Genomic DNA, 12119 nt, shown 5'->3' with positions numbered 1-12119 from the left:
TCATATCTATTAGTGAGTCGTCTGCGTTTCGTTAGCCGCCGAGAGAGGCCGGGCGGGTGTGCGGTGATGGCCTGGGCCACCTAAGGCGGGCGCAGAGGGATCGCCAGGGCCTTTATTCACCAGGTGCATCATGTAAATAACACCGGTACCGAAGACCGCCAGATAAACCACCACAAAGGCGGTTAAGCTAATGCTGAGGTGGACGGCGCTGTGCGCTGAAGCCGCATCGGCGGTTCTTAATAACCCATAAACCACCCAGGGCTGGCGGCCCACTTCGGTGGTAAACCAGCCCGCCAGCAGTGCCACTAGCCCTGCTGGCCCCATGCATAACGTGAAGAGTAGAAAGCGGCGAGACTCAAATAGCCGCCTTTTGACGCGCAGAGTATTGCCCACGATGGCAAGCACAATCATCAACACCCCCAGCCCCACCATCAGTCGGAAGCTCCAGAACACGATGGTCGAGTTGGGGCGATCTTCTGGGGCGAACTCCTTAAGCGCGGGAATTTGTTCGGTCAGGCTGTGCTGTAATAGCAAGCTGCCCAGCACGGGGATTTCCAACTTGAAACGGGTCTCTTCACCCGCCATATCGGGCCAGCCGAACAGAATGAGCGGAGTGGGTTCGCCGCTGCTGTTATCCCAATGCCCTTCGATGGCGGCAATCTTGGCGGGCTGGTGCTCCAGGGTGTTGAGGCCGTGCAAGTCACCCACCACGGCCTGCAGTGGAGCAGTGATCGCCAGCATGAGCAGTGCCATGGAGAGCATGGTGCGCGCTTCAGGGGACGGTCTACCTTTTAGCAACAGCCAGGCAGCAGAGGCCGCGACAAACAGCGCCGTGCTTAAAAAAGCTGCTAGCGCCATATGGGCCAGGCGGTATGGGAAAGACGGATTGAAGACAATCTTCATCCAATCAACGGGGATCACCACACCGTTGACGATGTCGTGGCCTTGCGGGGTTTGCATCCAGCTATTGGAAGAGAGAATCCAAAACATCGACACGAGGGTGCCGAGTGCGACCATGCAAGTCGCAAAAAAGTGCAGGCCTCGGCCGACCCGCTCCCAGCCAAAGAGCATGACGCCCAGAAAACCGGCTTCCAAAAAGAAGGCCGTGAGCACTTCGTAGGTGAGCAGAGGCCCCGTGACGCTGCCCGCAAAGGCGGAAAAGCCGCTCCAGTGAGTACCGAACTGGTACGCCATCACAATGCCCGAGACCACGCCCATGGCAAAATTGACGGCAAATATTTTTGACCAGAAGTGGTAAAGGTGACGATAGGTATCCCGCTGGGTCTTTAACCATAGCCCTTCCAACACGGCCAGGTAGCTGGCTAAACCGATGGTGATGGCGGGAAAAATAATATGAAAGGAGATGGTAAAGGCAAACTGCACCCTGGCCAGATCAATGGCCTCAATTCCGAGCATGGCGCTTCCTCCGATGACAGCCACTTGTGCGCTTTAACGCTTTTGCGGGCTGGTATAGCCGCTGTGTGGCTTCATCGGAATAGTTTAGCGATTGCTGTGCTGCATAACAGGCTCAGTTTTTAACTAAAAAACCGGATCAGTCGAAAGGAGATGGCGTTTGGAATACCCGCTAAAAGAGGCTTAATAACCTGCCTAGTGTTTCCATGCCGCGCTCACTGCTAGGTGTCCAGGGGTGGCCGTAACTCAGGCGCACGCAGTGTCGAAACTGCTGGGTCGCGGAAAAGATCGGGCCCGGCGCTAAGCTAACGCCATGGTCGAGCGCCGTATTGAATAGCCGCAGCGAATCTACCTGCTCGGGAAACTCCACCCATAAAAAGTAGCCGCCCGCAGGACGGGTGATGCGAGTATTGGCAGGAAAGTAGCGATCCGCCGCTGCCAGCATGTTGCCTTGTTGGGCTTCCAGAGCATGGCGGAGCTTACGCAAATGACGGTCATAACCGCCATGCTGCAAATAGTCAGCGATGGCCGCCTGAGCGGGCACGGAAGGCGAGATCGTCGTCATTAGTTTTAGCCGCGAGATGGCCTGAGCATAGCGACCGCCCGCTACCCAGCCCACCCGGTAGCCCGGCGCTAAGCACTTTGAGAAAGAGCTGCAGTGGATGACCAGACCCTCATCATCGAAGGCTTTTACGGGCACGGGCGGCGTGCTGCCAAAATACAGCTCGGCATACACATCATCCTCTAGCATCGGCACTTGGTGCTGTTTTAGCAGCTGATAAAGCGCTTGTTTGCGCTCTTTACTCAGGCTGGCTCCGATTGGGTTTTGCAGATGGCTCATAAACCAGCAGGCTTTGATCGGAAGCGTCCCTAGTCGCTCTGCCAGTACCTCCAGGTCGATACCCTCCCGTGGGTGAACGGGTATCTCCACCGCGCGCAGTTTCAAGCGCTCCAACACTTGCAGGCTGGCATAAAACGCTGGGGACTCGATCGCCACCAGGTCGCCCGGCTCGGTAACGCACTGCAGGGCTAGATTAAGGCCCTCCATCGCGCCGTTGGTAATCACCAGCTCTTCCATCGGCAGTTGAATGCCGCCCAGCATGTAGCGCAGGGCAATCTGCCGACACAGATCGGTATGCCCGGTGGTCATGTCAGCCACCACCTGTTGGGGCGAAAGCGCCCGTAACCCCCGCGTCATACTGATACTCAAGCGCGAAAGCGGAAACAGCTCAGGACTGGGAAAGGCCGATCCAAAGGGCACCGTGCGGTCATCCTGAAGCGAGCCAAGCACCGAGAACACCAACTCGCTGACTTCTACCTCTGCTGGGTCGGTGGGCTGCAGCGTTACACGCGGTTCGTCCAGCAGGCGCCGGGCGTGTTCACGCACAAAATACCCCGAGCGTGCCCTTGCAGTGATAAGCCCACGGTTCTCAAGTAAATAGTAAGCCTGGAACACCGTAGAAGGGCTAATGCCGTGATGGCGGCTAGCCTGGCGCACCGAGGGGATTCGTTCCCCTGGGCCAAGCACACCTTGGCGAATCAGCGTCGCTATCTCATCGGCAAACTGTTCGTAGCGTTTCATGGGATAAACCGTCGGTGTATTGATTAAAACGCCCGAATGCTCCATCACAGTGTTAGCTGGCACAGCGCGGATCTCTGCTTATAGAAAGCACCACTGTGCCGCATGTGCGAAGCGTAAAACAGACTCAAATATAGTAATAAACAGCATATCAGAAAGCAGCGGTGTGAGAGGCTAGTGCTAACTGATACGCCTTATTTCTCTAAAACTGCATCTGTTTGTGTCATCTATGTATGAGCATAGTAGCGGCTAACTTAAAAGTCGCGCCTTCTAACAAATGCTTAATCATCTACCCCGCGACGCCCCTCGACCGCATAAGCCTCCATTCTTTCTTTTTTGGATATCGGTATGACGCAACGCATTCCACTGCAAGACATGACTACCGAGGCGGCGGTTGAACACCATACGCCTCCGTCTAAGTCGCCCAATTCTCAGTCTCCCAGTAGCAAGCCACCGAAGCTCGGACATATTTATGTGCGAGAAATAAGCGGTTTTTTTCAGCGTATCCGGCGCTTTTCTAACTGGCTGTTGATGGCGCTCTATTTCGGCTTGCCGTGGATCAATTGGGGTGATCGGCCGCTGGTGTGGTTTGACCTCTCTGCCCAAGAGTTCCACCTGTTTGCGGCGACGTTTTATCCACAGGACTTTATCTTGCTCACCTGGATTCTGGTGCTGTGCGCTTTTGGGTTGTTTTTGATCACGGTAGTGGCTGGGCGAGTGTGGTGTGGCTACAGTTGCCCGCAAAGCGTGTGGACGTTTCTGTTTATCTGGTTCGAGCATCGCCTGGAGGGGCCGCGGCACCGGCGCATTCGGCGTGATAAAGCGCCAGGTAGACTGGATACGCTATGGCGCAAAACCGCCAAACATGCGGCTTGGCTGCTGATTGCGGTGGCAACGGGAATAGCCTTCGTTGGTTACTTCACGCCGATAAGAGCGTTAGTGGTGGATATGTTTACCCTGGACATGCACCCTTTAGCGCTGTTCTGGATCGGTTTCTTTACCCTGTTTACCTACTTGAATGCCGGCTGGCTCCGCCATCAGGTATGCCTGCATATGTGCCCTTATGCGCGCTTCCAGTCAGCGATGTTCGACGCCAATACGCTGATTGTTTCCTACGATGCCGCCCGCGGCGAGCCGCGTCGGAACTCTCCTCAAAAGGGTGTTGAGGCAACTCGGATCGGTGACTGTATCGACTGCGAACTCTGCGTTCAGGTGTGCCCTACCGGCATCGATATTCGCGATGGGCTGCAGTACGAGTGTATTGGTTGCGCGGCCTGTATCGATGCTTGCGATAGCGTGATGGCGCGGATCAATAAACCGCTTGGTCTGATTCGTTACACCACCGAGCGCGCGTTGGCAGGTAAAACGACCCGCTTTTGGCGTCCTCAGTTATTTGCCTATGCAGCGGCGCTACTCGCCATGGTGGTGTTGCTCATTGGCTTCTTGAATGCCCGTGTGCCCCTTGATGTCGATATTGCACGGGATCGACAAGCGCTGTTTGAAAGCACAGCAGAAGGTCGACTGATCAATTACTACAACGTGACACTACGTAATCAAGATGGCCAAGCACATCATTACGCGGTATCAGCCGCGGGGTTGCCAGGGCTTCGTCTGCAGGGAGTGGATACCTTAGAGGTGGCGGCGTTTGAAACACGCAGCCTGCGTCTAGCACTCACCACCGATGCGGACAATCTTTCACAACCTAGCCATCCCATCGAACTGCGCTTTATCGCATTAGATGACCCTTCCATCACGAAGGTCAGTGAAACACGTTTCCTGGGGCCTTCAGGGGAGTAGTGGGTACGGGTAGCTGATTTTTGCTATCCGTAGTCTGATCCGGCTTTTTTGAGGCTTTCTGAGCCTGTACTTGTCAGCTGTGCGCAGGCATAGTCGTTAAGTTAGTTTGAACGCTAACAAAGCTGTTTTTCGCCTAGCAGGTTCGGTTTTGTTTAGGAGGTGTCTGTTAATATGTTGATATACATTGTCTTTTTTATGATTTTTGTGGGTGTGACCGTTGCTTTATATCAGGTATACGAAATTCATTACAATATAAACGTCGGCAATGATAAGAAGTTGTCGAAGGCCGATAAAAACCGCTTAAAAACGCTTTCTGACCAAGCTAAAACCACCCAACAGAACCATGCATGGGCAGATTTCGATCAAGTGGCGGCCAATGCCTTGGGCCCTGAATTCAATCGGGATATCGCCTTGGCAGCGTTTTCTGAAGAGGAGGCAGGCAGCTATGCAATCCCCTTACTGCGGCGTAAAAAAAGATTGAGCTTTAACGGCGTTAGAGAAGGTGCGGAGAGAAACCGCATAAAAGTACGCCATTTGCCGTTTTGGAAAACAACGCTGCCGAATGTGAATATACGAGCAGCGTTGATTACCCTGGTGATTGTTAATTGTTTTCTGGTTCAGCTATTAGCGGCCATGACTGTCTACACGATCAGCTATCCGATATCGATTCCTTTTCTGGCCTGGCTTAACGAACCCTTGATCGTCATGCTAGTTATTTATGCCTTTATCTTTATGTCACTGCTTGTTTCAAAGTTTGATAGGTATATGCACGACCTTTATCAACTTGGAAAGCTATTTAATAAAAAAGCAGTTTAAGAAAGACGCTGTTTAGGCATCGGTGCAACGCGCAATCTCATTAGCCAGCTGTTCCAGTAGCGCATCGTAAAGGCCAGCATCCAGCGTCAGACCCACGCCCAAGGGATCCATGGCGCCGATATAAGCCGACGTATCCCAAACACGTTATTGACCATTTGCGGATTGAACTGAGGTGCACTGAAAATGCTGATCGGTGTGGTAAAGCCCTAGTCGGGTCAGGTGATCATTACCTCGCAGCAGCGCATCGGCTGTGTACCCCAGAGGCTTCACCTGGATCCCACCCTGCTCATGACGCGGTGGCGCGCAGTGAGTGGAATTGGTAAATGTGTTTGGTCTCGCCTGGTAGATCGGAGACGAACGATTGTTGGCCTTCCCCGCAGCGCTTGTTTAGGATCAATAACGAACCTCAATAAAAACTAGCGAGCCGCACTCATGAAGCCAGAAACCATTGCCCTCCACCATGGCTATTCGCCTGATGCACAAAACGCCGTGGCGGTGCCGATTCATCAAACCACGTCGTTTTCGTTCGATAACGCGCAGCACGCGGCGGATCTCTTTGATCTTAAAGTCGAAGGAAACATTTACTCGCGCATTATGAACCCGACCTGCGCCGTGTTGGAGCAACGGGTAGCCGCGTTGGAAGGCGGTATCGCTGGGCTAGCGGTGGCATCGGGAATGGCAGCGATCACCTATGCGATTCAGACCATTGCTGAAGCGGGCGATAACATTGTCTCGATCAGCGAGCTGTATGGCGGTACCTACAACCTGTTTGCCCACACCTTGCCGCGCCAAGGCATTCAGGTGCGTTTTGCCGACAAAGACGATATTGATGGCATCGAAGCGCTGATCGATGAGCGTACCAAAGCGGTTTTCTGCGAAAGCATTGGTAACCCCTCTGGTGGCGTGGTCGACCTAACAAAGCTCGCCGAAGCGGCGCATCGTCATGGGGTGCCGGTAATAGTTGATAACACCACGGCGACGCCGTTCTTATGTCGGCCGATTGAGCACGGGGCGGATATTGTCGTCCACTCGGCGACCAAATATATCGGCGGCCACGGCACCACGGTGGGCGGTGTGATTGTTGATTCAGGCACCTTTCCCTGGGCCGAGAATGCCAGCCGCTTTCCGCTACTCAACGAGCCTGATGTCTCCTATCACGGTGTGAGCTATACCCGTGATGTGGGCGATGCGGCCTTTATTGCCCGCGCCCGGGTGGTGCCGCTACGTAATATGGGCGCGGCGCTTTCTGCTCAAGCGGCCTGGAACCTGCTCCAGGGATTGGAAACGCTGTCACTACGGATTGAGCGTATCTGTGCCAATGCCTTAGCGGTTGCCAAGCATCTGGAAAGTCATCCGTTGGTCACCTGGGTGCATTATGCTGGCTTGGAAAACCATCCCGATCATGCGCTGGCCCAGCGGTATATGAACGGTCATGCCTCGGGGATTCTTAGTTTTGGCATTGAAGGTGGGCAGGCTGCTGGTGAGCGCTTCTACGATGCGCTGGCGCTGATTCTTCGCCTGGTGAATATCGGCGATGCCAAAAGCTGTTCTTCCATTCCCGCCTCTACCACGCACCGCCAACTCAACGAGCAGGAACTAAAAGCCGCTGGTGTCACGCCGGATATGGTGCGCCTATCGATCGGCATCGAGCATATCGACGATCTGCTGGCGGATATTGATCAAGCGCTGGCGGCCTCTCAAGGGTAGCGCAGAACTGATTCAAAACCCGTCCAATAACAAGTGGCGTTAGGTGTAGGCCTAGCGTCATGTTGTTTACGACATCAGCTTACAATAGTTAGAATCATTAAGCTGGCTTAACCTCCGCAATCAACTCTGCCTAGCGCTAGCATCTGCTCGACTGCGACCAGTATCTCAAGCCAGTTCTGCTCGTTTTAGCATATGTACAATGCTTATTGCGACGTTTGAGTTGATGAAGTTTCTTTCGGTGCTGAATTCGAACTAATGGCCAGTACTTCAAACGAGAAAGTTGTAGCGGAAGAGCTGCGCGGTTTCGAGATGACTGTTAATTTACAAGGAGAAATGCCATGAAAAAGCTACCTTCGTACTGCGGGATGCTGCTTGCTAGTGCTTTGGTGCTGCCCGTATCGACTGTCGCGGTGGCCGATGAGGTCGTCGAACAGATCGAGTTGGGTCTTGAACTCTATCAGGAAGAGGATTATGGCGGCGCCCTCACCGAACTCGAGTTCGCGATAAGCGACATTCGCAAACTGCAGTCGAACCGTCTCGCCGAGACCTTCCCCACGCCGCCTGAAGGTTGGGAGGCTGAGGATGCCGAATCCGATGGCGGTGGCGCCGCGGCTATGATGGGCGGCGGAGCCATGCTTGAACGCCAGTACAGTGAAAGCGATGGCAGTGGCCGGCTTAAGGCAAGCCTAATGATCGACAACCCCATGGTTCAGGGCATGGCTGCACTGTTCAACAACCCGGCCATGTTGACCGCCCAACCTAATACCGAGCGGGTTCGCATGGGCCGTGAATCGGCCATCGTCAAGTGGGAGCCCAACCGCTCTCAAGCTGAGGTCACCATGTTGCTTGATGGGCGCATTCTGATCCAGGTGGAGGGGGAGAACTTGGCATCCCAGGATATGGCGGTGGAGCTAATGCGCAGTTGGGATATCGACGCAGTGCGTGAACAAGCCGGTCGCTAGCATTGCTGAGGCGATCGATAACCCAATAGCAGGTGCTAGAGCACTAATGGCGCCCTTTACGTTCAGCCATCAAGCGCTCTTAGATGCTGCCAGCGTATACAAAAATTCCAGCCCTAATGTCGCGGCGGCAAGCGAGGTAATGTCGCCGTGATCGTAGGCGGGGTTCACTTCCACCACGTCCATACCGACCAGTTCCATGCCTACCATGCCACGGATCACTTTCAGCATCAGGTCGGTGGACATGCCGCCGCACACCGGTGTACCGGTACCAGGGGCGTAGGCGGGGTCGAGGCCGTCAATATCCAGGGTAACGTAGGCCGGGTGATAACCGACGCGGGCACGAATGCGCTCAAGCACGGCCGCGGCACCGTGGTCATTGACCCAGTCCGCATCCAGCACCTCGTAAGGGTGGTTGTGGCGGTCGTAGCTGGTGCGAATACCTATTTGCAGCGAGTGCTCAGGCACCACCAAGCCTTCTTTTAAAGCGTGGTGAAAAATAGTGCCGTGGTCAAAGCGCGTGCCTTGCTCGTAGGTGTCTGTGTGGGCGTCAAAATGGATCAGCGCCAGCGGGCCGTGCTCTCGGGCGTGGGCACGCAGCAGCGGCAGGCTGATGTAGTGGTCGCCGCCCAGGGTAAGCATCTTTTTGCCCGCCTTTAACCAGCGGTTGGCGTGGGTTTCCAGGCTATCGACCAAGCTCTCCGGTTCGCCATAAGCGTAATCAACGTTGCCTGCATCGCACACCTTGAGGCGATCTTCTAAGGCGAAGTCCCAGGGCCAGCGCTTGCCTTCCCAGATCAAGTTAGCGGTACTTTGACGAATAGCATTCGGTCCCATGCGGGTGCCTGAACGGCCCGAACATGCAAGGTCAAAGGGAACGCCACTCACCACAACGTCGGCGTCGGTTGCCTTAGGATCCGTTGCTTTTGCTACGCCCATAAAGGTAGAAATCACATCGCCATAAAGGCTGGGCATGGTTGGTGCGGACATAGCTTGTGGGTGGGTCACCGGTGTGCTTCTCCTTGAGTGCTGGATTATCGCTGATAGTCGCTGGTGGGCGAATGAGAGGCAGACAATAAGCAATTCCTGGTGATAAATTAAATGAATGTTTAGAATTTAATCATTCGTGATATGAATAATGAGAAGCTATGCGCTCGCTACGCCATTTCGACCTGAACTTGCTGCTGGTATTTGAGGCGCTGATGCGCGAGCGTCACGTCACTCGCGCGGCAGAAACGCTGCATTTAAGCCAACCCGCCTTGAGCCATGCCTTAAAACGGCTGCGTGAATCGCTGGATGATCCGCTGCTAGTGCGCACCGAAAACGGTATGCAGCCGACACCCCGGGCACTCGCGCTGCTGCCCGTGGTGCAACAGGCGCTAGCGATGCTTCGACAAGGTCTTGCGCCCCCCGCGATGTTTACGCCTGCCAACAGCACGCGACGCTTTACGCTCGCCACCACGGATTACTTTGAAGAGGTCATGTACCCGCTCTTTTTAAGTCAGCTGCTGGCCTATGCGCCGGGCATTAGCTTTTCCATTGAGCTGATTACCCCAGATGTGCTGAGTGAGGGGCTGGAACAGCGCCAAATTGATATGGTGGTAGGGCTGGATAGCCAAAGCGCGCTGCCAAGCGGCGTGATTCAGACTCCCTGGATGGATGAGGAGCTGGTCTGCTTGGCTGCTACCCATAATGATCGCGTGGGCGATGGGCTGAATATTGGTCAGTTTGCGAATGCGCTCCATGTGGAGCTGGCGGATATTAGCGGACTGCGCCCCAGTAATATCGACAGCTGTCTTGTTCAACACGGCTTAACCCGCCGGGTCATCTCTAAAAACCTCAACTATATCGCCGCGGCACGGGTGGTGGCGCTGACGGAAGCGATCATGACGCTCCCACGTCAAATGGCTGAACGGTTCGTTGCTATGCTGCCGGTGCGTTTGGTGGAGCCGCCTAAAGAGCTCCCCGCACTAAAAATGACGTTGATTCAGCATGGGCTCTATGCCAATGATCCTGCTAACAGGTGGCTCTACCAGGTGCTTACTGAGTTTGCTAACGACTTTAGACGTTAAGGGAACCATCATGCACACTAGTGGATGTTGTAATTAAACAACCCTGTTGTATCAAAGGTTGAATAGTATCTGGCAGCCACCCCGTTAGATCCTAGACTGCTATTAAGGCGTTATCACGGACGCCGTTAAAGGTGCAGGGCCCATTGAGCAACTGCGGCACTGCAATAAGGTTAAGCAAGGGAGAACAAGAGTGAAAATAGGCGCACCGAAAGAGAGTGCCCGGGGGGAAGCGCGCGTCGCGCTGACCCCTGAGAGCGCGAAGCAGATCCAAAAACTGGGCCACGAATGCTTGGTAGAAACCGGCGCTGGCTTGGCAGCGGGCTTTAATGACGACACTTATCGTGATGCAGGCGTTACCGTTGTGGACGGGGCTGATGCGCTCTGGAACGACGCTGAGGTGGTCATTAAAGTCCGAGAGCCCTCTGATGAAGAGGCCGAGCGGCTGCGGGAAGGCCAAACCTTGATTGCCTTCTTCTGGCCAGCGCAAAACGAAGCGCTGCTGGAAAAGTGCAAGTCCCAGGGCGCCACCGTTATTGCTATGGACATGGTGCCGCGTATTTCACGGGCGCAGAAAATGGATGCGCTCTCCTCCATGGCCAATATCGCTGGCTACCGGGCGGTGATAGAGGCGGGCAACAATTTTGGCCGCTTCTTCACTGGTCAGGTAACGGCGGCAGGTAAAGTGCCCCCGGCCAAGGTGTTGGTCATTGGCGCTGGCGTGGCGGGATTGGCGGCGATCGGCACGGCCACCAGCCTGGGCGCCGTAGTGCGCGCCTTTGACGTACGCCCCGAGGTCTCTGAACAAATCGAATCCATGGGCGCAGAGTTTCTGTTCCTCGATTTCGAAGATAGCCAGGACGGTTCCGAAAGCGGTGGCTACGCCTCGCCCTCAAGCCCGGAGTTCCGCGAAAAGCAGCTTGAGTGTTTCCGCGAGCAGGCGGCCGATGTGGACATCGTGATTACCACCGCGCTGATTCCCGGCAAGCCCGCACCTAAGCTGTGGTTGGAAGATATGGTCGAGGCCATGAAGCCGGGCTCGGTGGTGATCGACTTAGCGGCTGAGAAAGGCGGCAATTGCGATCTCACCAAGCCAGACGAGCGGGTGGTGTCGGATAATGGCGTGGTGGTGATCGGCTACACCGACTTCCCCTCGCGCATGGCAACGCAATCATCGCTTCTCTACGCCACCAATATCCGCCATATGTTGACCGATCTGACGCCCGAGAAAGACGGCGTGATCAATCATAATATGGAAGATGACGTGATTCGTGGCGCTACGGTGACTCACGGTGGCGAAATCACCTTCCCGCCGCCGCCCCCTAAAGTGAAAGCGATTGGCGCGGCCAAGCCGAAAAAGAAAGAGAAGGAGCCCACGCCGGAGGAGAAAAAAGCCGCCGAGCATGCGGCGTTCAAGGCGCAAACCAAGCGTCAAATCGGATTGCTGGCTGTCGGCGGTGCGCTCATGCTGCTGCTTGGCCAGGTGGCGCCGACCTCATTTATGCAGCATTTTATTGTCTTTGTGCTGGCCTGCTTTATCGGCTTCCAGGTGATTTGGAACGTGAGTCATTCGCTGCATACGCCTTTAATGGCGGTGACTAACGCGATCTCGGGCATCATTATTCTCGGTGCTATTTTGCAGATTGGCACGAGTAGCGTGATCGTGGGCATATTAGCGGCGATTTCGGTGCTGATCGCGTCAATCAATATTGTGGGTGGCTTCCTGGTGACACGCCGGATGCTGGCCATGTTCCAAAAATCTTAAGCGGCGGAGAGACG

9 protein-coding genes are annotated in these 12119 nt (G+C 54.9%); 6 read left to right on the top strand and 3 right to left on the bottom strand.

All coding sequences use genetic code 11. The annotated features are described in order from the left end of the window. Nucleotides 1-9 precede the first annotated feature (9 nt). On the bottom strand, nt 10-1416 hold the full coding sequence (locus tag HALTITAN_RS01480; RefSeq protein WP_039857448.1) for a cytochrome ubiquinol oxidase subunit I: 1407 nt from the start codon (nt 1414-1416) through the stop codon (nt 10-12). Nucleotides 1417-1585: 169 nt separating this feature from the next. Continuing rightward, on the bottom strand, nt 1586-2995 hold the full coding sequence (gene mapR / locus HALTITAN_RS01475; protein WP_039857446.1) for a GntR family transcriptional regulator MpaR: 1410 nt from the start codon (nt 2993-2995) through the stop codon (nt 1586-1588). Between the two features lie 345 nt (nt 2996-3340). Here mapR and ccoG point away from each other — a divergent pair, with 345 nt between their 5' ends. The 4 genes from ccoG to HALTITAN_RS01455 all read left to right on the top strand — a co-directional run bounded on the left by ccoG (nt 3341) and on the right by HALTITAN_RS01455 (nt 8274). Further along, the gene (gene ccoG, locus HALTITAN_RS01470) at nt 3341-4789 is read left to right on the top strand and encodes a cytochrome c oxidase accessory protein CcoG (RefSeq protein WP_039857445.1); all 1449 of its coding nucleotides are present in this window, start codon (nt 3341-3343) and stop codon (nt 4787-4789) included. Nucleotides 4790-4960: 171 nt separating this feature from the next. Then, complete coding sequence (locus HALTITAN_RS01465; RefSeq protein WP_039857443.1) at nt 4961-5605, top strand: hypothetical protein; 645 nt, start codon at nt 4961-4963, stop codon at nt 5603-5605. Between the two features lie 432 nt (nt 5606-6037). Then, nucleotides 6038-7312 (top strand): O-acetylhomoserine aminocarboxypropyltransferase/cysteine synthase family protein, encoded by a 1275-nt coding sequence (locus HALTITAN_RS01460; protein ID WP_009286037.1) that lies wholly within the window; start codon nt 6038-6040, stop codon nt 7310-7312. Between the two features lie 338 nt (nt 7313-7650). Then, the gene (locus HALTITAN_RS01455) at nt 7651-8274 is read left to right on the top strand and encodes a hypothetical protein (protein ID WP_009286036.1); all 624 of its coding nucleotides are present in this window, start codon (nt 7651-7653) and stop codon (nt 8272-8274) included. Between the two features lie 69 nt (nt 8275-8343). Here the strand turns inward: HALTITAN_RS01455 and speB are convergent, their stop codons facing one another. Further along, nucleotides 8344-9246, bottom strand: coding sequence for an agmatinase (gene speB, locus HALTITAN_RS01450; protein WP_039857950.1), 903 nt, complete (start codon nt 9244-9246; stop codon nt 8344-8346). A 173-nt stretch (nt 9247-9419) separates the two neighbouring features. Between speB and HALTITAN_RS01445 the strand changes: the two genes are divergently transcribed. Continuing rightward, on the top strand, nt 9420-10343 hold the full coding sequence (locus tag HALTITAN_RS01445; RefSeq protein WP_009286034.1) for a LysR family transcriptional regulator: 924 nt from the start codon (nt 9420-9422) through the stop codon (nt 10341-10343). Nucleotides 10344-10533: 190 nt separating this feature from the next. Beyond that, nucleotides 10534-12105 carry a Re/Si-specific NAD(P)(+) transhydrogenase subunit alpha gene (locus tag HALTITAN_RS01440; protein ID WP_009286033.1) on the top strand — a complete coding sequence of 524 codons (1572 nt, stop codon included), beginning with the start codon at nt 10534-10536 and terminating at the stop codon, nt 12103-12105. Nucleotides 12106-12119 lie beyond the last annotated feature (14 nt).

The sequence above is a fragment of the Vreelandella titanicae BH1 genome (assembly GCF_000336575.1).
In the GTDB taxonomy this organism is placed as follows: Bacteria; Pseudomonadota; Gammaproteobacteria; order Pseudomonadales; family Halomonadaceae; genus Vreelandella; species Vreelandella titanicae.
The sequence above is the reverse complement of the archived record's forward strand: the minus strand, read 5'-3'. Positions and strand labels throughout refer to the sequence as shown.